The following is a 21232-nucleotide window of genomic DNA, read 5'->3' on the forward strand; positions in this document are numbered from 1 at the left end:
AGCGATTTGCAAATGCAAAATCAGTAATAATTTTCTTAACGGATTAATCTCATTGATGTTATCTAAATCAAAAATAATTGTAAAACAATTGGGTTTTTAAAAATCGTATGTTAACTTTGTTACATAGTGTTGTATTGCTTAAATGAGTAAAATAGAAGACATTGTTGATACGTTAGAAAACCGAATTTCAAAGGTTTTGCACAAGCAAGAAGTGCTTAAACAAACAAATGCAAAACTAACAGAACAACTCGAAACTTATCAAAAACAAATTCTTGATTACCAAGAGCAAGTGAGCGAATGGTCTGATAGATATGAGACACTCAAAACTGCAAATGCAATGCTTGGTAGTGACGAAAATAAACGAGAAACAAAGCTCAAAATAAATTCACTTATTCGAGATATAGACCATTGTATAGCACAACTGTCTGAATAGTGATAAATAGTGTGGATGTCAGAACAGCTTAAAATAAAAATTTCGATAGCTAATAGGGTATATCCATTAACCATAAATCCGAGCCAAGAAGAAGGTTTGCGTAAAGCCGCAAAGAAGATAGAGGCAATGATTGGGCAATTTGAGCAGAATTACTCTGTTAGAGATAAGCAAGATGTATTGGCCATGTGCGCTTTGCAATTTGCAGCTCAAGTAGAGCAAAAAACAATAGATAAGGAATATGTAAATGAAGAAGTTCAAGAAAAGCTAGAAGCCTTAAATGAACTTTTGCAAACACATATTTAACTCGTACGTTCTTTAAAATACAAAAAGGTTACTGCCTACATTAGTTATATTTTTTGATAAACTCAACGTTAATTCTTTAAAAAGGGTGAGTTGAAGTTGTAAAACCGTGCTGCTGTTTCTTTATAGATTCTGGGCAGATTTTTGAGCAGCTTGTTAGCCCTAAACTTGTTTTTAAGGAGTTTATACAGAATCCAAAACTGATGTAGGCTTTTTTTATAGATATACATCAACTAAACTAAACATATGGATACTAACACAATTATATATATAGCGATTGCCGCTGTTCTAGGATTGATAATAGGTTTTGTTATCGCTAAATCCTTAGAAAAAGGCAAGGCTTCAAAATTAATTTCTGAAGCAGAGATAGAGTCTAAGTCAATTTTAAAACAAGCAAAATCTGATGCAGAGGCTCTTAAGAAAGATAAGATTCTTCAAGCTAAAGAGAAATTTATTGAGTTAAAAGCTGAGCATGAAAAAGTCATTTTATCTCGCGATAAGAAAATGGCTGAAGCGGAAAAACGTATAAGAGATAAAGAATCTCAAATCTCAAACGAATTATCAAAAACAAAAAAATCTAATCAATCTTTAGAGGATAAAATAAAAGATTACGACTTCAGACTAGAGTTTGTAGAGAAGAAAAAAGAAGAACTCGAAAAGGCGCACAAAAGCCAAATCAAGCAACTAGAGGTAATTTCTGGTTTATCTGCAGATGAAGCTAAGGAGCAACTTGTTGAATCGCTTAAAGAAGAAGCTAAGACAGATGCTATGGCATTTGTTCAAGACAGAGTAGAGGAAGCTAAATTAACAGCACAACAAGAAGCTAAGAAAATTATTATCAATACTATTCAGCGTATTGGTACAGAGGAAGCTGTTGATAACTGTGTGTCAGTATTCAATATAGAATCAGATGATGTTAAAGGTCGAATTATAGGTAGAGAAGGTCGTAATATACGTGCTATCGAGGCTGCTACTGGTGTAGAAATTATTGTTGATGATACACCCGAAGCTATCATACTCTCTTGTTTTGATTCTGTTCGTCGTGAAATAGCTCGACTGTCGCTACACAAATTAGTTACAGATGGTCGTATTCACCCAGCTCGTATTGAAGAAGTAGTAAAGAAAACTCAAAAGCAGATTGAGCAAGAAATTATAGAGGTAGGTAAACGCACCGTAATCGATTTAGGTATTCACGGGTTACATCCAGAATTAATAAAGATGGTGGGTCGTATGAAGTACCGTTCGTCTTACGGACAAAACTTATTACAACACTCACGTGAAGTAGCTAAGCTTTGTGGTGTTATGGCAGCAGAATTAGGACTTAATCCTAAACTAGCTAAGCGTGCAGGATTACTTCACGATATAGGTAAGGTGCCAGATGCAGAAGCAGATGTAGAAACACCTCACGCTATTTTGGGTATGAAATGGGCAGAAAAGCATGGTGAAAAGCCAGAAGTTTGTAACGCTATTGGCGCTCACCACGACGAGATAGAGATGACGACGTTATTGTCACCAATTATTCAAGTTTGTGATGCAATTTCTGGAGCGCGCCCTGGAGCGAGACGTCAAGTATTAGATTCTTACATACAACGTCTTAAAGATTTAGAAGCAGTTGCTTTTGGTTTTAGTGGCGTCAAAAAAGCATACGCTATTCAAGCAGGTAGAGAATTACGTGTTATCGTAGAAAGCGAGAAAGTGAGCGATGACAGAGCTGCAAGTTTATCTTTTGAGATTTCTCAGAAAATCCAAACCGACATGACTTATCCTGGTCAGGTAAAAGTTACTGTAATAAGAGAAACTCGAGCGGTTAACATAGCTAAATAGGTTCTTTCTTAAACTATATTGAAAAGGCACTCCTAATGAGCGCCTTTTTTTATTTTCTCGGATGAAATGTATTGATAACTTTGTTTAGCTGAGATTTATCTATGTGGGTATAAATCTCTGTTGTTGTTATGCTTTCGTGTCCTAGCATCATTTGTATAGCACGGAGGTCCGCACCATTTTCTAATAGATGTGTAGCAAAAGAGTGTCTAAATGTATGCGGAGAAACCGTTTTCTTAAGCCCAACCTTTTCTACAAGTTTTTTTATAATTGTAAAAATCATAGCCCTTGTGAGCTGATTTCCTTTATAGTTTAAGAATAAAATATCTTTAGCTTCAGATGCAACATCTATTTGTTTTCTGATATCTAGCCAGATTTTAATAAGCTTCTGCGTGCTTTTCCCGATTGGAACAAAACGCTCTTTGTTCCCTTTTCCAGTTACTTTTATAAATCCCTCTTGAAAAAATAAATCCGAAATTTTAAGATGAGTTAATTCGCTTACTCGAAGCCCACAGCTGTAAAGACTTTCTATAATGGCCTTGTTACGATGACCAAGATTAACACCTCTAAACTGATAATTAAGGTCTATAGCAGCTATAATTTGGTCTATATCTTCAATAGATAGTGTATCTGGGAGTTTTAGTCCTAAACGTGGTGATTCTATTTGGTCGACAGGATTGGTTTCTCTATAATTTTCAAAAACTAAGTAATCAAAGAAGTTCCGAAGTCCAGATATTATACGCGCTTGGGTCCTTGCGCTCAAATCTTTAGATATAGTATATATAAATTGTTGAATAGTACCTTGACTAATATCTATTGGAGAAACTATATGATTGTAATTGTCATTTAAGTAAGATATGAGTCGTTTTATATCGTAGTTATAGTTGTTAATAGTATTGTCAGACAGCCCTCTTTCTAATCTTAGAAAGTGTTCAAAATCAGTGATTAAAGAGCTCCATTTCATCGTTTATCTGTATAAATATATCGGTAAAAGTAGGTAAATTGTTTAGTTTAATTGGGATAATTTAAAACATTTGTTAATATCTAAAAAATTAAAGTATTGATTATCAGTATTTTAAGTTTGTTTGTTTATAAAAATGTTAATAAACCTAAAAAAGTCATTAAGAATTAGAAAAAAAAGTGTTTAGTTTGCACTATCAATTTTAAAACTTTTAACATTATGAAAAAATTATTATTTGCTGCTTTAGCAGTATTCGCGTTTAGTTTTTCTAACGCACAAGATGAAGGTGGTTCAGCTACATCACAAGGTACTTGGTTAATTGAAGCTAATACTGGTAACGCTATGGTTGGTAGTACAGCCTTTACCTTTACTTCTCAAGATGGTGAATCAGTTTACAACTTAGGTTTAGATGGAGGTTATTTTATTTCTGATGATTTAGCTGTTAGAGTAGGTTTAGGATTTGGTGGAGATAGTGCTGCTGATACCAATATATTCTCTTACAGATTAGGTGCTAAGTATTATTTAGGAGGAGAATTCCCTATTGGAGTTGATTTAACTGGTGCGTCAATTAAAGATGCTCAAGAAAATCCATTATGGTTAGGTTTACAGGGTGGTTATGCTTGGTTTATAACTGATCACATTGCTATTGAGCCAGGATTACGTTACAACTTATCTTTAAACGAAGATTTTACTGATGAAGGTGTATTCCAATTCAATATTGGTTTCACATTATTCTTATAAGAAATTGTAAATAAAAATAAAAAGCCGAAGCATTTGCTTCGGCTTTTTTTTATGCTCATTTCTTAAAATCATATGATAATTATCATGTTTGCTTTATTAAGAAAATTATTACATTTGGCGATATTAATTAAATTTAAATCAAATCAATTTTTATGAAAAATGTTTTTTTAGTCGGATTGTTATTATCTGTTTCACTCGTTATGGGTCAATCTGACAAAGGTGATTTTACTTTAGCACCACAAGTAGGACTTAATCTCTCTAATTATTCAAGTTCCGAGAATCTTAGTAACAAAATTAGAGTAGCATTTAATGCTGGTGTAATAGGCGAGTACTATTTTAGTAATAGATGGAGTTTACGCACGGGTTTGGTCTACGACTCAAAGGGAACAAGAATAGAAGAGGCTGGTGAAGAATTTATCGATAAATTAAATTATATATCTCTACCGTTACATGCCAACTGGCATTTCGGAAGCGGAAGAAATTGGTTTTTAAATTTTGGACCAACACTAAACTTTTTGTCAAGTGCAAAGGCTGATATACCAGAAGGAGAAATAGATATTAAGGACACCACTAATTCTTTTGATATTGGTCTTGGTTTAGGTATTGGCTATAAATTCAATTTAGATGAAAACACAGAGTTTTTCCTACAATATCAAGGTTATAATGGGTTTGTCAATGTTACGGACGATCTTCCTATTGATTTAAAAAATGCTACATCAGCTTTTAATATTGGTGTAATATTTAAGTTGTAAGACTTCTATAGAAATAAAAAAACCGAAGCATATGCTTCGGTTTTTTTATAATATTTAGTATTGTTATAAACCAGGATAAGAGTCGGTCAATATTTGGACAATATCAATAATGTGTCCAACTAAGAAAAATCCTAATGTAATGATGTAAAGTACATTCCAATACCAAGGACTACCAATGTACCATCTGTGAGCAGCAAATCCACCTAAAACAAACCAGAGTGCCGCAGCAACCCATTTGTCTTTTCCAGCTCTAGCAGCTGGTACAGCTTTCATTACATCTTCTTCAGAAGTTTCGTTAATCACATTGTTTTCAGTAGCTACAGCAGCTCTTTTCACAGGAAATGAAGCATAAGCAGCACTAAAGCTTAGCATAATAGCAAAAGCAGTAAGTAATAATTTAATTTTCATAAAAATTGGTTTAAGTTTGTCTAAAATTATGAAAAAATAGAAACTAACAAGAAATTTCTTTCATATTTATATTATTTATTTTCTGTTAGTAACTAATTACCTAATGTATATTTTACAACGATAACTTTTAATGAAATATTTCAATTTTTTCTTAGTCTTATTTCTATTTTGTCATATTTCACAGGGACAAGAGAAAAATAGATTTGCGGGTTTTATAAAAATACAGGATACGCTTCTCATCAAATACAAAATTGAGTTCCAAGAAAACGGGGGTTTAATTTCTGGATACAGTTTAACAGACCATGGTGGAGAACATGAAACAAAATCTAGAATAGAAGGAATCTACGATGAAGATACTAAGAAGATTTCTTTTAAAGAGGTAGGATTGATTTACACCAAATCACCAGTATCATTAGATGACTTTGATTTTTGTAATGTTGATTTTACTTCTAGTCGATTCAAACTTGGTTCAGATAAGATGTCTGGTGAATTTAAAGGAAGATTTAGTGATGGAACAAAATGTTTAGATGGTGAAATTGCTATGAGTTCTGTAGAGAAAATTCAGAAACGTGTTGCTAAGTTTACAAAAAAAGTTAAAAAGTCTAATCGAATAGCTGATAGTATTAAAAATAAAGTTCAGAATATTAAGATTGTAGATACGCTAAACCTTAACGTTCTTAAAAAGAATGAAATTACTTCAATTCCTACGTCTTCAAAAACATTAAAACTATTCGTTTATGATGGAGGACAGATTGATGATGACCTTATTTCTATTTACCAGGATAACAAGCCTATTCTGACAAAATATAAAATTTCTGCATCAAAAAAAGTGCTCGAAATTCAGTTGAACAATGATATAACACGTATTAAAATATTATCAGAATCTGTAGGCAGTATTGGTTCTAATACAGCAATAATAGAAGTGTTAGATAAAGGAAATACCATTAAGACTATGACTAACTTACAAAAAGGGGAAACTACTGAAATTGACATATTAAAGAAGAAAACAAAATAGACAAAGCATTTAGAGAAAAACCGAAGCATTTGCTTCGGTTTTTTTATGCCCAAATTTTAATACCTTTACTTTATGAAGAAACTCATAATTATAAATGGTCCTAACCTTAATCTTTTAGGTAAACGAGAACCCGAAATTTATGGCAGCCAAACTTTTGAAGATTACATGGAAGATTTAAAACAAAAATTTCCAGATGTTCAGCTAGATTATTACCAAAGTAATGTAGAAGGAGAGCTTATTAATAAGCTTCATGATGTTGGTTTTTCTTACGATGGAATTATACTTAATGCAGGAGCTTATACACATACATCTGTTGGTATCGGTGACGCTGTAGCAGGAATTGAGACGCCCGTGATAGAGGTTCACATTTCAAATACCTATTCACGAGAAGAGTTTAGACATAAATCCTATTTAGCGCCAAATGCCAAAGGAATAATAATTGGCTTTGGTATAAAGAGTTATGAGTTAGCTGTTAGAAGTCTCATTTAAATTAAAAATCATGAAGCACTATATTTTAGTATTTGTTTTATTAGTTAGTGTTTCACTTGAGATACATTCGCAAACCAATTTTGGTATCAAAGGCGGTATGAGTCTTACTTTCTTTAATGAAGATAATGGTGTTTTTGGTGAAAATCCTGAAACTGAAGTTGGTTACTTTGGCGGTGTATTTTTAGATATTATTATTGACAAAGGCTTTCACATTCAGCCAGAATTGTTATATAAAGGTATCGGTGATTTTGAATTTATGAATTTGCCTATTTACTTAAAATATGATGTAGATAACAACTTTCATATACTTGCTGGACCGAGTTTGAATTATTTTTTCAATTTTTTCAATAATAAGTTTAGAGTAAGGGCAGATGTTAGTATAGCTTACGATATTACAGAGGACTTGGATATTAGTCTAAAATACACCATAGGTTTTGAAGAAATATCACCAAATATCCTTTTTATTGGACTCGGTTATAGATTGTAAATACCTATAAATAAGAAATAAAAAAATCCGATAGTAAATAATTGCTATCGGATTTTTAATTTTTCTAACGTCTAACGTCTAACGTCTATAAATGAATAACTTCATCATAAGCATCGGCAACCGCTTCCATAACCGCTTCACTCATCGTTGGGTGAGGATGCACTGCTTTTAATACTTCGTGTCCTGTAGTTTCGAGTTTACGACCTAAAACAGCTTCAGCAATCATATCGGTTACACCAGCTCCAATCATGTGGCAGCCTAGCCATTCGCCATATTTAGCATCAAAAATTACTTTTACAAAACCGTCTTTATTACCGCCAGCACTTGCTTTACCAGAAGCAGAGAATGGAAATTTACCAATCTTAACGTCTAAACCTTGTTCTTTTGCCTGAGCTTCAGTTAAACCTACACTAGCAATTTCTGGTGAACAATAGGTACAACCAGGAATATTTCCGTAGTCTAAAGCTTCAACATGATGTCCTGCAATTTTTTCAACACACAGAATACCTTCAGCAGATGCAACGTGAGCTAACGCTTGACCTGGTGTAACATCACCAATAGCGTAATAACCTGGAATATTTGTTTGGTAATAATCGTTTACTAAGATTTTGTCTATATCTACGGCAATACCCACATCTTCTAAACCAATATTTTCGATGTTAGATTTAATACCAACCGCAGATAAAACGATATCGGCTTCAAGAACTTCTTCTCCTTTTTTTGTTTTTACTGTGGCTTTAACTCCTTCACCAGAAGTATCTACAGAAGTGACTTCGGCAGAAGTCATAATCTTAATTCCAGATTTTTTAAAGCTACGCTCTAGTTGTTTTGATACTTCATCGTCCTCAACAGGAACAATTTTAGGCATGTACTCAACGATTGTCACTTCTGTACCCATAGAGTTGTAGAAGTAAGCAAACTCTACACCAATAGCACCAGAACCAACAACAATCATCCTTTTAGGTTGCTTTTCTAAGGTCATTGCTTTTCTGTAGCCAATCACTTTTTCACCGTCTTGAGGTAAGCTGGGTAACTCTCTAGAACGCGCACCAGTTGCTATAATAATATGGTCTGCTGAATATTCGGTTCCGTCGACATCTACTTTTTTACCTGGTTTTAGTTTACCAAATCCTTCAATAACATCGATTTTGTTTTTCTTCATCAAAAACTTAACGCCGTTACTCATACCTTCAGCAACACCACGGCTTCGTTTTACAACAGCATCAAAATCGTGTTCTGCATCTTTTACTTTAAGTCCGTAGTCTTCAGCATGCTTTAGATATTCAAAAACTTGAGCAGATTTTAGTAAAGCTTTTGTTGGGATACAGCCCCAATTAAGGCATACACCACCAAGACTTTCTTTCTCTATAACTGCTGTTTTAAAACCAAGTTGAGATGCTCTAATTGCTGTAACATAGCCACCTGGACCACTACCTAAAACTATAATATCGTATTTACTCATGAGTAAGTTATTTTATAAATTTTTGAAAGAACAAAAGTAATAAATTAAGCTATAAAAAAAGCCTCTCATAGAGAAGCTTTTCATTTTGGTTTTGATAAAGTACATTATTTTTCTGCTGGTACAAATTTTAACGCTACCCCATTAATACAATGCCTTTTTCCTGTTGGTTTTGGGCCGTCATTAAAAACATGTCCTAAATGACCGCCGCAAGTAGCACAATGTTCTTCGGTACGTGCATAACCTATTTTATAGTCCGTAGAAAATTCAACATTGCCTTCTATTTCTTTATAAAAACTTGGCCAACCTGTTCCGGAGTCAAATTTAGTTTCACTTTTAAACAAGGGTGTGTTGCAAGCAGCACAGTGATAAACACCTTTTTCGTATTTTTTGTTTAACGGACTTGTAAACGGACGTTCGGTACCAGCTTCTCGTAAAACATAATATTCCATATCCGACAATTCTGCTTTCCATTCGGCGTCGGTTTTAGAAACAGGAAATTCTTTTTGATTAGTTTCTTTTTTCTGTGCGTTACCGTTACAATTAAATAATAGGGCAACTATAAAGATTAAGGCTATTTTTTTCATTCAATTTAAATTTTAGTAAAGATAATTAGTAAAATAGTATTGTAAAGGCACTTTAACCTAATCTTAATTCAATTCTTTAAATTTTAGATTATATTTAAGTTTTATTTACAATATCTAAAACTTAACAGTTTGTCTCTGTAGAACACTAATACTTACACATTTTTATGAAAGCCTTATTTCTAACTAGAGAATTTCCGCCGTATGTTTATGGAGGCGCTGGAGTTCATGTAGAATATTTAGCAAAAAATCTATCGAAATACATAGATGTAGAAGTTCGCGCTTTTGGAGACCAAAACACTACTGAACCTAACCTGCAAGTTCAGGGATTTCCGTTCGAGACATTAAGTTTTGAGGGTGCAGACGACAAACTGAAGCCTATTTTTAAAACGTTAAGTACCTGCATTGCCATGAATGCAGAAGTAATAAATGCAGATGTTGTGCACTGCCATACGTGGTATTCGCATTTTGCAGGTATTATGGCCAAATTATGTTACGGTATTCCTTTGGTAATTACTACACATTCCTTAGAACCATTACGCCCTTGGAAACGCGAACAATTAGGTAGAGGTTATGATACATCTTCTTGGATAGAAAAAACAGCCATAGAAATGGCAGATGCTATTATCGCTGTATCAGATGAAACTAAAGAAGATGTTCTAAAGCATTTTAATGTCAAAGAAGATAAGATAGAAGTTGTGTACAACGGCATAGATTTAAAGGAGTATGTTGTGGTAAATGACACATCTACACTTCAAGAATATGGTATAAATCCTGATAAACCTTATGTGTTATTTGTAGGACGTATTACGCGCCAAAAAGGAATTATACATCTTGTTAACGCTATCAAATATATAGACACAGAAACCCAAATTGTATTGTGCGCAGGCGCTCCCGATACTGCAGAAATTGCCAAAGAAATGCAGGAAGCCGTTAAAAAAGCATCTGAGAGCAGAGGCAATATTATTTGGATAGATAAAATGCTAGAAAAGCAAGAGGTTATTCAATTATATTCTCATGCAGACGTGTTTTGCTGTCCTTCGATATACGAGCCTTTTGGAATTATTAATATAGAGGCAATGGCCTGTGAGACAGCAGTAGTGGCAAGTGCTGTTGGAGGTATTAAAGAGGTTGTTGTACATAACGAAACAGGACTTTTAATTCCTGTAGAGCAACAAAATAAAGCGCCTTTTGAGCCTGTTAATCCTGATAAATTTTCAAGAGATTTGGCAAACGGTATTAATACGTTGGTTAAGGATGAAAAACGTCGTGAGTCTATGGCTAAAAAAGGAAGACAACGCGTAGAAGATTATTTCGATTGGGAAGCCATAGCCAAACAAACACTAACTATTTATAAAGCTTTAATTTAAGAGTAATGATTAACGATAAAGTACTCAGTATTATACTAGGCGGAGGACAAGGTTCTCGATTATACCCATTAACTGCTTCTAGATCTAAACCAGCTGTACCGATAGCAGGTAAGTACAGGTTGGTAGATATACCTATTTCAAATTGTATCAATTCAGATATAAAACGCATGTACGTGCTCACTCAGTTTAATTCTGCTTCTCTTAATAGGCATATAAAAAACACGTATCATTTTAGTTTTTTTAGCTCTGCCTTTGTCGATGTTTTAGCGGCCGAACAAACCATTGCTAGCGACAAATGGTTTCAAGGCACAGCAGACGCTGTTAGACAAAGTATGCATCATTTTCTTCAGCATGATTTTGAATATGCGCTTATTCTTTCTGGCGACCAATTGTATCAGATGGATTTCAATAATATGATTGCAAGACATGAAGAAGCTGGAGCAAAAATATCCATAGCAACATACCCTGTAAATGCAAAAGATGCCACGTCTTTTGGGATTTTAAAATCCGACGAAAATAATGTCATAACTTCATTTATCGAAAAGCCTTCGGAAGATCAATTAAAAGATTGGAAATCTGAAGTTAGTGATGATATGAAATCTGATGGTAGAGAATATTTGGCATCCATGGGTATTTACATATTTAACAGAGATTTGCTTATTGAGTTAATGGATAACCCAGATACTATAGACTTTGGTAAAGAAATAATTCCGCAATCGATTAACAAACACAAAACTTTGAGCTATCCGTTTGAAGGCTATTGGACAGATATCGGAAATATAGATTCTTTTTTCGAGGCTAATTTGGGTTTAACAGATGCCATTCCAGATTTTAATTTATACGACGTCAATCAGCGTGTATATACAAGAGCACGTATTTTACCAACATCAAAAATTTCTGGTACAACGTTAAATTCATCAGTTATTGCAGAAGGCTGTCTAATTCACGCCGCAATGATTGAGCGTTCCGTTATAGGAATTCGCTCTCGTATAGGTAAGGAATCTACAGTAATTAATACCTATATGATGGGTTGCGATTTTTACGAATCGTTAGAAGAAATACAATCTAATAATATCCCAATCCTTTTAGGAATAGGAGAGCGATGCTTTATTAAAAACACAATTATTGATAAAAATTGCAGGATAGGCGATGATGTCCGTATCAATGGCGGTAAACATCTTGAAGACAAAGAGACTGAGATGTACCTCATTAAAGACGGCATCGTGGTCATTAAAAAAGGTGCTGTTATTCCTAAAGGTTTTGTTATATAATTTTAGTCCTTTTTACTTTTTCAGTTCTTAAATAAATTACGCAAACGTTGTAATTTCTTAAGATGGTCAATTATAGCGTTTCATTACTCAAAATCCACTCTAATTTTATTAAATTCGGAATTTTAAAGTCAATATTTTTTAAAAATGCAAAATCAAAAGCGAGTTGTCATCGATTATGTATCGCCACAAATTAATGATGGTAAATTTTTTATAAAACGAATTGTAAATGAAGTAATTAATATTGATGCGCATGTCCTCGTAGACGGTCACGATGTTATTGCAGCATCTGTTTTATATAAACATGAAAAAGAACGTAGTTGGAAAGAAACGCGCATGGCGCTAATTAATAACGACGAATGGAAAGCATCTTTTACTGTCGAAAAGCAAGGATTTTATTCGTATAAAGTCGAAGCTTGGGTAGATTACGCCCTAAACTGGCAACATGGTATTGAGCGAAAAATTGAAGATAATCAGCATGTTAAGTCAGAGTTACTTGAAGGTATAGAGTATTTAAAGCCGTTACTTAAAAAGGCTACAGCATCAGAAAAAAAATATCTCCAAATGTGTATCGATGCTTTTGGTGATGAAAATCAATACGACAACGCTGTTGCAGAAGCAAAAAGCGAAACGCTACACCAAATTTTTTATAAATATCCCGAAAAATTTTTAGCAAATTCAACGGAAGTTTATCAAGTCTATGTAGATAGAAAAAAAGCACTATTTAGCACATGGTACGAGTTTTTTCCAAGGTCAGCTTCAGAGATAGAAGGACAACATGGCACCTTTAAAGACTGCGAAAGATTACTGCCTCGTATAGCTGAAATGGGCTTTGATACCTTGTATTTTCCACCAGTACATCCAATAGGCTATGTTAATAGAAAAGGAAAAAACAATACGACCGAAGCATATGATGGTGATGTAGGCTCAGCTTGGGGTATTGGCTCCCACGAAGGTGGTCACAAAGACATTCATCCAAAATTGGGAACTGTAGAAGATTTTAAGACTTTGGTAAAAAAAGCTAAAAACTTAGGCATTGAGATTGCTATGGATTATGCACTACAAGCTGCGCCAGACCATCCATGGGTAAAATCGCATCCAGATTGGTTTAAATGGCGACCAGACGGAACAGTACAATACGCTGAAAATCCACCAAAAAAGTATCAAGATATTTTACCTATTTATTGGGAAAGTAAGGACTATAAAAATCTTTGGAAAGAATGTTTAGATACGCTCTTTTACTGGATAGATTGCGGTGTTAATGTCTTTAGAGTAGATAATCCACATACCAAACCTTATTATTTTTGGAATTGGATTATTTCAGAAGTCAAAAAGGAACATCCCGATGTGCTTTTCTTAGCAGAAGCTTTTACAAAGCCAAAAGTCATGCAGCAACTAGCTAAGCAAGGTTACACACAGTCGTATACCTATTTTACATGGCGTAATACAAAGCAAGAACTTGTAGAGTATATGACTGAGCTTACGCAAACCAATCAACGTGAGTATATGCGCCCAAACTTCTGGCCAAATACACCAGATATTAATCCTTTTCATTTGCAAGGTGCTAACGAGTCTAAGTATATGCAACGTTATGCGCTAGCAGCGACCTTAAGCTCTAATATTGGTATTTACGGGCCGGTATTTGAGCAGATGATAGATGATGCCATTCCTGGTAAAGAGGAATACTATATGTCTGAGAAATTTCAGCTAAAGCATTACGATTGGTTTAAGCAGAATAAACTAACGATGATTATTTCAAAAATCAATCAAATTCGGCATCAGCACGAAGCTTTACAACAGACCAACAACATTAAATTTTGTCATGTCGAAAATGATAATCTTTTAGCCTTTTATAAGTGGAATCAAGACAAAACGGACGAGCTTTTAATAATTATTAGTTTGGACCAGTACTATGCACAACAGGGAACCGTACAATTACCGTTACAAGATTTAGGTATTCATAACGGTCAACAAATTACGGTAAAGGATTTAGTTACAGGAAGCAGTTACAATTGGCATAGCGAGTGGAATTTTGTAGAGTTGCACCCAACCTTACCATTTCATATATTTAAGATAAATAAATAGAAAATGGCCAAGAAATCGACCTCATCTAAAATACAGAAAACAGCGCTCTACAATTTTGATACACGCTGGGAAGAACTTATGAAAAATAAGGACTTCGTAAAAGTGTTTCTTTCAGATGTTCTTGAAGATTACATTATTAAGCAGCGTTGGTATGGCGGAAAAGCGAGTAAGTTAAAGTATATTGAATTAGCTGAATATTTTAGAATTCAGCAAAATGAAGAGGTCTACTACGGTCTAATTTTAGAAGTGAATTTTGTTGAAGCGTTTTATCAACACTATTTTTTACCAATAGCGTTTGTATCGGACGAGAATTTTGCTCAAGATGATAGAATTTTACCAATTAGTATACAAAATCAAGAAGGGTTTATTATCGACGCTATTAATCTAGAAGCGTTTAGAAAAGTCGTGTTTGAACGTATTTTAACCGCAGTTCCTAACGATACCACGCGAGTTCAGTACAATAAAAGTTTATTATTTCACGATGTTGTTTACGAATCATCACGATTTATGGGGCTGGAGCAAAGTAATACCTCAATAGTCTATAACGAAAAGTTTGTTCTCAAATTCTTCAGACGTATATATGCAGACCGAAATCCCGATTACGAGATGAGTCGGTTTCTTTCAGAGAAAAAAGAATTCAAAAATACACCTGCATATTTAGGAAGCATTCAAATAAAAGACCACGAAAATGTAAATATTACCATTGGTTTAATGCAAGAAATGGTAGAGAATGATGGAGATGCTTGGGATTATATGTTAAGTGAGCTTCATAAAGTGTTTTCTAACTTAGAGTACAAAAACATTACCGTTGCCAATTTACCAAGAACTGAAGATTTTCTTCGTTTAGATATAAGAGATGTGCCGCCACAAATTATAGATTGGGCAGGGCTAAACATTTTTACAAAGATTCAGAAATTAGCAAAACGCACTGCCGAGATGCACATTGCTTTGGGGTCGGAATTCGAGGATACGGCATTTACACCAACACGCTTTAATAACGATTATACAGTTTGGTTAAAAAATAGACTGTTGTACCAATTTCAAAATCGGTTAAATACCGTAGAAAACAATCTTCATAAGCTCGATGGTTTGGCCTTAGAATTGGCAAACGAGTTTTTAGATAAGAAAAACGAGATAAGAAAACGTTTTGTAAGCTTCGATTGGACTAAATTAAAAAGCGAACGTTTACGTGTTCATGGGGATTACCACTTAGGTCAAGTTCTTGTAAAAGGCGATGATTTTTATATACTAGATTTTGAAGGCGAGCCAGAAAGTACAATTAGAGACAGAAAAGTTAAGCAACCACCACTTAAAGATGTAGCAGGTATATTTAGGTCATTTCATTATGCCATTTATGCAACAATATTCAACAATATAAAATTATATAAGCATTCTCAGGAAGAACTGTTTGAAGCTGGTGAAAAACTTTACCAATATCTAGTTGGTGTATTTTTAGGAACTTATGTTTATGAGATACAAGAAGCTAATATCAATATAGGTTATAACCAAGAACGCATTTTCTTGTTGAAATACTCATTATTAGAAAAAGCAGTTTACGAGTTGGGTTACGAGCTTAATTCACGTCCACGATGGGCTGTTATTCCGCTCAAGGGAATTTCAAACATTATCAACAACTAATTTATGGCAGAAGTAACACCGCACAGTCTATTTACAGAATTTGATATCAACCTATTCAAATCAGGGAAGCATTACCGATTATACGAGAAATTTGGTTCTCACATCATGACTTTAAATGGTGTCGAGGGCACCTATTTTGCTGTTTGGGCGCCGAGTGCTAAATCTGTATCTGTCATAGGCGATTTTAACTTTTGGTTAGAAGGCGAGCACCAGCTTAATGTGCGCTGGGACCAAAGCGGTATTTGGGAAGGTTTTATCCCAGGTGCAGGAAAAGGGAGTATTTATAAGTACAAAATACAAAGCCATCATAACGATATTAAAACCGAAAAGGCCGACCCATATGCTAGACGCTGTGAACATCCACCAAAAACAGCATCAATCGTTTGGGATGACAACTACAAATGGAAAGACAATAATTGGATGAAGAAAAGAGCAAAGCATAACGCGCTAGATGCTCCTTTTTCGGTTTATGAAGTACATCTCGGTTCTTGGAAAAAACAACTAGAAGAAAACCGTTTTTTATCTTATGTAGAATTAGCGGACGATTTGGTGAATTATGTAAAGGAGATGAATTTTACGCATGTAGAGTTAATGCCCATCATGGAGTATCCTTACGACCCATCTTGGGGTTACCAGCTTACAGGCTACTTTGCTCCAACATCACGTTTTGGATATCCCGAAGAATTTAAATTACTTGTTGATAAATTACATCAAAACGATATAGGTATTATTCTCGATTGGGTACCATCGCATTTTCCCGAAGATGCGCATGGCCTCGGTTTTTTTGATGGTTCCTGTTTGTACGAACATCCAGACAAACGAAAAGGCTACCATCCAGACTGGAAGAGCTTAATCTTTAATTATGGTCGAAACGAGGTAAAATCGTTTTTAATAAGCAACGCTATTTTTTGGCTAGACCAATATCATGCAGATGGATTGCGAGTTGATGCCGTGGCATCGATGTTATTTTTAGATTACAGTAGAGAAGATGGTGAGTGGGAACCAAACATGTTTGGTGGGCGTGAAAATTTAGAAGCCATCTCTTTTATGCGCGAAATGAATGAAGCGGTTTATGAAAGCTTTCCAGATGTACAAACCATTGCCGAAGAATCAACGTCTTTTCCTATGGTATCAAAACCAACCTACATTGGTGGTTTAGGATTTGGGATGAAATGGATGATGGGATGGATGCACGATACGCTTCAGTATTTTGCCAAAGAACCTATTTATAGAAAGCATCATCAGAACGACTTAACCTTTAGTATGACCTATGCTTTTACAGAAAATTTTATGCTACCACTTAGTCACGATGAGGTCGTTTACGGTAAGCATTCTATTTTAGGACGTATGCCAGGAGATGAGTGGCAGCGTTTTGCAAACTTGCGTTTATTGTATAGTTATATGTTTACACATCCTGGAACAAATTTATTGTTTCAAGGTGCAGAGTTCGGACAAAGCGAAGAGTGGAATTTTCAACAAAGCCTAGATTGGCATTTATTGCAATACGAACCGCACAAAGGCGTGCAAGCTTTAATAAAAGATTTAAATATACTCTATAAAAAAGAACCTGCACTTTACCAAAAACAATTCTCAGCAGAAGGTTTTGAATGGATAGACTACAATGATTCTGAAAATTCTGTATTGGTTTATATCCGAAAAGGAAATGATACTAAAGACGATTTGGTTATCGCTTGTAATATGACGCCTATTCCTAGAGAAAACTATAAAATAGGAATGCCAAGAGCAGGGAAACTAAAGGAAATCTTTAATAGCGACTTAAAAAAGTATTATGGAAGTGGAGCCTACAAGAACAAAATGCAAACTACAAAGGATGAAGCTTGGCAGTTTAGAGACGATTCCATCGAAGTAGATATTCCACCTTTGGGATTAGTTGTATTTAAATATTCTTAACCAGAAGTTTGAGGAATTTATTGAGTTTTTAATCTACCATATTTAACGCAATCGATGTAGTTAATAAACAGCTTATAATTAGTGTTTTTAAGACTTTTATAAGTTAGTTTTTTTCCGTTTTTTTACGCACATTTTACACTAAAATCGTGCTATGATTGTAAATACCGAATTAGAGAATAAAGGAAACCAATTTCCTTCAAAAATAATAGACTTTAAAAAGGATGTCGATAGGCTTTATTTCTATACCAATAATGATGTCATTCTTCAGATAACTGTTGTAAGAGACAGTGTTTTACGTTTTAGATATACTACGGTTGGTAATTTTGATAATGACTTCTCTTATGCCATTACAAAATACGCCAGTACAGGTTATAATAAGTTAGAAATAGATGATAAGAAGGATAAGTACATAGTTACAACTTCTAAATTACGTTGTGAGATTTCTAAAGAGAGCCTTCGTGTAAGTATTTTTGATGCTAAGGATAACACGCTAATTAACCAAGATGAAATAGGATTTCACTGGGAAGAAAGTTATCAGTTTGGAGGTAATATCGTAAAAATGAGTAAGGTGTCTAATGATGGCGAGAGCTATTACGGACTGGGTGATAAACCTAATCATCTAAATTTAAAAGGTAAGCGTTATACCAACTGGGTTACAGATTCTTATGCTTATGGCAAAGATACCGATCCAATTTATAAATCTATTCCTTTCTATACTGGCTTGCATCATGGCAAAGCTTATGGTGTCTTTTTCGATAATACATTTCAGAGTTTCTTTGACTTTGCAAACGAGCGACGAAACGTAACAAGTTTTTGGGCGCAAGGTGGCGAAATGAATTACTATTTTTTCTATGGCCCAAAAATGACAGATGTTGTAGAAAGTTATACTGATTTAACAGGAAAGCCTCACCAATTACCGCCAATGTGGGCGTTGGGCTTTCATCAATGCAAGTGGAGTTACTATCCAGAAAGTAAAGTTAAAGAGATTACATCTACCTTTAGAAAGCTTCAAATACCATGCGATGCTATTTATTTAGACATTGATTACATGGATGGTTTTCGTTGCTTTACATGGAATAAAGAGCATTTTCCTGACCCAAAACGTATGGTTAAAGAGCTTGAAGATGATGGCTTTAAAACTGTTGCTATAATTGATCCAGGAATCAAAATAGATAAGCATTACTCTGTTTTTAAAGAAGGATTAGAAAAAGATTACTTCTGTAAACGAGCAGATGGAGCATATATGAAAGGAAAAGTATGGCCAGGAGAATGTTACTTTCCAGATTTTACGAGACCAGAAGTAAGAGATTGGTGGTCGGGACTTTTTAAAGAACTTATTGAAGATGTTGGTATTAAGGGTGTTTGGAATGATATGAACGAGCCAGCAGTCATGGAAGTACCTAATAAAACCTTTCCAGATGATGTGCGTCATGATTACGATGGAAATCCATGTAGTCATAGAAAAGCGCACAATATATATGGGATGCAAATGGCTAGAGCGACTTATCATGGTCTTAAAAAATTTCGATATCCAAAGCGCCCTTTTGTAATAACAAGAGCAGCTTATTCGGGTACGCAGCGCTATACGTCGACATGGACTGGAGATAATGTGGCAACGTGGGAGCATCTTTGGATAGCTAATATTCAGGCACAACGCATGGCAATGTCTGGTTTTGGATTTGCAGGTAGTGATATTGGTGGTTTTGCCGAGCAGCCACAAGGCGAATTATTCACACGTTGGATTCAACTGGGAATTTTTCATCCATTTTTTAGAGTACATTCCTCAGGCGATCACGGCGACCAAGAACCTTGGGCATTTGATGAGGATGTAACAGATATCGTTCGTAAGTTTATAGAAATTAGGTATCAATTACTTCCGTATTTGTATACAGCATTTTGGAACTATGTTGACCACGGTACACCAATGCTTAAATCGTTAGTCTTATACGATCAGGAAGATGTGCAAACACATTATAGAACTGACGAATTTATTTTTGGTGAACACATTTTAGCTTGCCCTATTTTAGAACCAAATGCAAAAGGTCGTCGAATGTATTTGCCAAGAGGTAGCTGGTATAATTACTGGACCGATGAGGTTGTAAAAGGCGGTAAAGAAATGTGGGTCGATGCCGATATTGATAGTATGCCAATTTTTGTAAAAGAAGGCGCTATAATTCCTAAATATCCTATACAACAGTATGTCGGAGAAAAGAAAATTACAGAGATAACACTAGATGTCTATTATAAAGAAGGAAAGGAAAATAGCGAATTGTTTAGTGATGCCAATGATGGATATGATTATACTAAAGGGCGTTATAGCCTAAGAAATTTCACTTTAACTGGACGAAAAGATGAGCTTATAATTAATCAATTTAAAGAAGGTAAATACATTACTGAATACGAAACCTTCAAGATAAATATTCATGGTTTACCTTTTGATATTAACGAAATTGAATTAGACAATCAGACTATTTCTTTAGAACAAATAAAAGTTAATGGAACCCATAGTATAGTTGTAGATAAGAACTTTTCTGAACTTCATTTTATGGCATAATTCAACTTCTTATTAAACTAAGTTTTATAGTAGAAGTGTTTTTTGTATTTTAGTAAGCAACACAATTTTAATCATCATGAATACTAAAAAAATCACAGCAATATTGGTATTGCTTCTCATGTTTATATCATGTGCAACCAATCCGTTTACTGGTAAAAAAACAATGGCTTTTGTGTCAAATAATCAACTATTTCCAGCTTCATTTTCTCAGTATAACCAAGTGTTAAGTGAAAATAAAGTTGTTACTGGTACATCAGAGGCCGAGATGATTAGACGTGTTGGACAGCGAATAGCAGTAGCATCTGAGCGCTGGCTTAATGCTAACGGACATCAAGGTTATCTTAAAGATTACAAATGGGAATATAAGCTTATAGAATCTGAGCAGGTAAATGCTTGGTGTATGCCAGGTGGTAAAATAGCATTTTACACAGGTATTTTACCAATAGCAGCTAATGAAACAGGTGTAGCAGCTATTATGGGACACGAGGTAGCCCACGCTTTGGCTAATCATGGTCAACAACGTATGAGTGCTGCCTACTTACAGCAAGGTTTAGCCTTAGCTGGAAATGTAGCATTGATGAACGACCCACAAAAGCAGCAAATATTTAACCAGTCATATGGTGTTGTTTCTACTGTTGGAGGTATGCTACCTTTTAGTCGTTCTCATGAGACACAAGCAGACGAAATAGGATTACGATTGATGGCATTAGCTGGTTACAATCCAGATGAAGCTTCGGAATTATGGAAACGTATGAAAGCTAAGAGCGGAGGACAAGCACCACCAGAGTTTTTAAGTACGCATCCAAGTAACGATACACGTATCAATAACTTAAAACAGTGGGCTCCTGCGGCTAAAGCTGAAGCTGCAAAATTCGGAGTCACCGAGTTTAGACCAATAAATTAATCTAACGATAATAATATATTGTTTACTTTAGTAAGCCGTTCAATTGAGCGGC

19 protein-coding genes and 1 other RNA gene are annotated in these 21232 nt (G+C 34.7%); 16 read left to right on the top strand and 4 right to left on the bottom strand.

Annotation, left to right across the window (positions count from 1 at the left end; genetic code table 11):
* Positions 1-142 precede the first annotated feature (142 nt).
* The 4 genes from BUB95_RS10650 to rny all read left to right on the top strand — a co-directional run bounded on the left by BUB95_RS10650 (position 143) and on the right by rny (position 2557).
* Positions 143-433 (top strand): hypothetical protein, encoded by a 291-nt coding sequence (locus BUB95_RS10650; protein WP_073086282.1) that lies wholly within the window; start codon positions 143-145, stop codon positions 431-433.
* Between the two features lie 15 nt (positions 434-448).
* Positions 449-736, top strand: coding sequence for a cell division protein ZapA (locus BUB95_RS10655; protein ID WP_073086284.1), 288 nt, complete (start codon positions 449-451; stop codon positions 734-736).
* Positions 737-796: 60 nt separating this feature from the next.
* Positions 797-918, top strand: a non-coding RNA gene (gene ssrS, locus BUB95_RS10660) — 6S RNA.
* A 61-nt stretch (positions 919-979) separates the two neighbouring features.
* Positions 980-2557, top strand: coding sequence for a ribonuclease Y (gene rny / locus BUB95_RS10665; protein ID WP_073086286.1), 1578 nt, complete (start codon positions 980-982; stop codon positions 2555-2557).
* A gap of 49 nt (positions 2558-2606) precedes the next feature.
* Here the strand turns inward: rny and xerA are convergent, their stop codons facing one another.
* A complete protein-coding gene (gene xerA, locus BUB95_RS10670; protein ID WP_073086288.1) occupies positions 2607-3518 on the bottom strand; it encodes a site-specific tyrosine recombinase/integron integrase in 912 nt (303 codons plus the stop codon).
* A 216-nt stretch (positions 3519-3734) separates the two neighbouring features.
* Between xerA and BUB95_RS10675 the strand changes: the two genes are divergently transcribed.
* On the top strand, positions 3735-4256 hold the full coding sequence (locus BUB95_RS10675) for a hypothetical protein (RefSeq protein WP_073086290.1): 522 nt from the start codon (positions 3735-3737) through the stop codon (positions 4254-4256).
* A gap of 152 nt (positions 4257-4408) precedes the next feature.
* Positions 4409-5008 carry a porin family protein gene (locus BUB95_RS10680; RefSeq protein ID WP_073086292.1) on the top strand — a complete coding sequence of 200 codons (600 nt, stop codon included), beginning with the start codon at positions 4409-4411 and terminating at the stop codon, positions 5006-5008.
* A gap of 63 nt (positions 5009-5071) precedes the next feature.
* On the opposite strand, the gene BUB95_RS10685 is transcribed toward BUB95_RS10680, so the two are convergent.
* Positions 5072-5416: a TM2 domain-containing protein gene (locus BUB95_RS10685; protein ID WP_073086294.1), complete on the bottom strand. Its 345-nt coding sequence runs from the start codon at positions 5414-5416 to the stop codon at positions 5072-5074.
* Between the two features lie 130 nt (positions 5417-5546).
* Here BUB95_RS10685 and BUB95_RS10690 point away from each other — a divergent pair, with 130 nt between their 5' ends.
* From BUB95_RS10690 to BUB95_RS10700, 3 genes are all read left to right on the top strand, one after another.
* On the top strand, positions 5547-6431 hold the full coding sequence (locus tag BUB95_RS10690; protein WP_073086296.1) for a hypothetical protein: 885 nt from the start codon (positions 5547-5549) through the stop codon (positions 6429-6431).
* Positions 6432-6503: 72 nt separating this feature from the next.
* A complete protein-coding gene (gene aroQ / locus BUB95_RS10695) occupies positions 6504-6920 on the top strand; it encodes a type II 3-dehydroquinate dehydratase (RefSeq protein ID WP_073086298.1) in 417 nt (138 codons plus the stop codon).
* A 10-nt stretch (positions 6921-6930) separates the two neighbouring features.
* Positions 6931-7407 carry a hypothetical protein gene (locus BUB95_RS10700; RefSeq protein WP_073086300.1) on the top strand — a complete coding sequence of 159 codons (477 nt, stop codon included), beginning with the start codon at positions 6931-6933 and terminating at the stop codon, positions 7405-7407.
* Between the two features lie 85 nt (positions 7408-7492).
* On the opposite strand, the gene lpdA is transcribed toward BUB95_RS10700, so the two are convergent.
* Positions 7493-8869 (bottom strand): dihydrolipoyl dehydrogenase, encoded by a 1377-nt coding sequence (gene lpdA, locus BUB95_RS10705; RefSeq protein WP_073086302.1) that lies wholly within the window; start codon positions 8867-8869, stop codon positions 7493-7495.
* A gap of 104 nt (positions 8870-8973) precedes the next feature.
* Positions 8974-9453, bottom strand: coding sequence for a peptide-methionine (R)-S-oxide reductase MsrB (gene msrB, locus BUB95_RS10710; RefSeq protein ID WP_073086303.1), 480 nt, complete (start codon positions 9451-9453; stop codon positions 8974-8976).
* Between the two features lie 164 nt (positions 9454-9617).
* Between msrB and glgA the strand changes: the two genes are divergently transcribed.
* From glgA to BUB95_RS10745, 7 genes are all read left to right on the top strand, one after another.
* Entirely contained in the window at positions 9618-10820 is a 1203-nt protein-coding gene (gene glgA / locus BUB95_RS10715; protein ID WP_073086305.1) for a glycogen synthase, read from the top strand.
* A gap of 5 nt (positions 10821-10825) precedes the next feature.
* Positions 10826-12091, top strand: coding sequence for a glucose-1-phosphate adenylyltransferase (locus BUB95_RS10720; protein ID WP_073086307.1), 1266 nt, complete (start codon positions 10826-10828; stop codon positions 12089-12091).
* A gap of 144 nt (positions 12092-12235) precedes the next feature.
* Positions 12236-14173 (top strand): alpha-1,4-glucan--maltose-1-phosphate maltosyltransferase, encoded by a 1938-nt coding sequence (locus BUB95_RS10725; protein ID WP_073086309.1) that lies wholly within the window; start codon positions 12236-12238, stop codon positions 14171-14173.
* A 3-nt stretch (positions 14174-14176) separates the two neighbouring features.
* Complete coding sequence (locus BUB95_RS10730) at positions 14177-15811, top strand: trehalose synthase (RefSeq protein WP_073086311.1); 1635 nt, start codon at positions 14177-14179, stop codon at positions 15809-15811.
* 3 nt (positions 15812-15814) lie between these two features.
* Positions 15815-17722 (top strand): 1,4-alpha-glucan branching protein GlgB, encoded by a 1908-nt coding sequence (gene glgB / locus BUB95_RS10735; protein ID WP_073086313.1) that lies wholly within the window; start codon positions 15815-15817, stop codon positions 17720-17722.
* A gap of 151 nt (positions 17723-17873) precedes the next feature.
* Positions 17874-20276 (top strand): glycoside hydrolase family 31 protein, encoded by a 2403-nt coding sequence (locus BUB95_RS10740; RefSeq protein WP_073086315.1) that lies wholly within the window; start codon positions 17874-17876, stop codon positions 20274-20276.
* Positions 20277-20352: 76 nt separating this feature from the next.
* Positions 20353-21180 carry a M48 family metallopeptidase gene (locus tag BUB95_RS10745; protein WP_073086317.1) on the top strand — a complete coding sequence of 276 codons (828 nt, stop codon included), beginning with the start codon at positions 20353-20355 and terminating at the stop codon, positions 21178-21180.
* Positions 21181-21232 lie beyond the last annotated feature (52 nt).

The organism is Winogradskyella jejuensis (genome assembly GCF_900129745.1).
GTDB lineage: Bacteria > Bacteroidota > Bacteroidia > Flavobacteriales > Flavobacteriaceae > Winogradskyella > Winogradskyella jejuensis.

Bases quoted from the DNA above. Each gene is read 5' to 3' on its own strand.
- BUB95_RS10650 (WP_073086282.1), top strand. From the start codon at position 143: ATGAGTAAAATAGAAGACATTGTTGATACGTTAGAAAACCGAATTTCA.
- BUB95_RS10655 (WP_073086284.1), top strand. From the start codon at position 449: ATGTCAGAACAGCTTAAAATAAAAATTTCGATAGCTAATAGGGTATAT.
- rny (WP_073086286.1), top strand. From the start codon at position 980: ATGGATACTAACACAATTATATATATAGCGATTGCCGCTGTTCTAGGA.
- xerA (WP_073086288.1), bottom strand. From the start codon at position 3,518: ATGAAATGGAGCTCTTTAATCACTGATTTTGAACACTTTCTAAGATTA.
- BUB95_RS10675 (WP_073086290.1), top strand. From the start codon at position 3,735: ATGAAAAAATTATTATTTGCTGCTTTAGCAGTATTCGCGTTTAGTTTT.
- BUB95_RS10680 (WP_073086292.1), top strand. From the start codon at position 4,409: ATGAAAAATGTTTTTTTAGTCGGATTGTTATTATCTGTTTCACTCGTT.
- BUB95_RS10685 (WP_073086294.1), bottom strand. From the start codon at position 5,416: ATGAAAATTAAATTATTACTTACTGCTTTTGCTATTATGCTAAGCTTT.
- BUB95_RS10690 (WP_073086296.1), top strand. From the start codon at position 5,547: ATGAAATATTTCAATTTTTTCTTAGTCTTATTTCTATTTTGTCATATT.
- aroQ (WP_073086298.1), top strand. From the start codon at position 6,504: ATGAAGAAACTCATAATTATAAATGGTCCTAACCTTAATCTTTTAGGT.
- BUB95_RS10700 (WP_073086300.1), top strand. From the start codon at position 6,931: ATGAAGCACTATATTTTAGTATTTGTTTTATTAGTTAGTGTTTCACTT.
- lpdA (WP_073086302.1), bottom strand. From the start codon at position 8,869: ATGAGTAAATACGATATTATAGTTTTAGGTAGTGGTCCAGGTGGCTAT.
- msrB (WP_073086303.1), bottom strand. From the start codon at position 9,453: ATGAAAAAAATAGCCTTAATCTTTATAGTTGCCCTATTATTTAATTGT.
- glgA (WP_073086305.1), top strand. From the start codon at position 9,618: ATGAAAGCCTTATTTCTAACTAGAGAATTTCCGCCGTATGTTTATGGA.
- BUB95_RS10720 (WP_073086307.1), top strand. From the start codon at position 10,826: ATGATTAACGATAAAGTACTCAGTATTATACTAGGCGGAGGACAAGGT.
- BUB95_RS10725 (WP_073086309.1), top strand. From the start codon at position 12,236: ATGCAAAATCAAAAGCGAGTTGTCATCGATTATGTATCGCCACAAATT.
- BUB95_RS10730 (WP_073086311.1), top strand. From the start codon at position 14,177: ATGGCCAAGAAATCGACCTCATCTAAAATACAGAAAACAGCGCTCTAC.
- glgB (WP_073086313.1), top strand. From the start codon at position 15,815: ATGGCAGAAGTAACACCGCACAGTCTATTTACAGAATTTGATATCAAC.
- BUB95_RS10740 (WP_073086315.1), top strand. From the start codon at position 17,874: ATGATTGTAAATACCGAATTAGAGAATAAAGGAAACCAATTTCCTTCA.
- BUB95_RS10745 (WP_073086317.1), top strand. From the start codon at position 20,353: ATGAATACTAAAAAAATCACAGCAATATTGGTATTGCTTCTCATGTTT.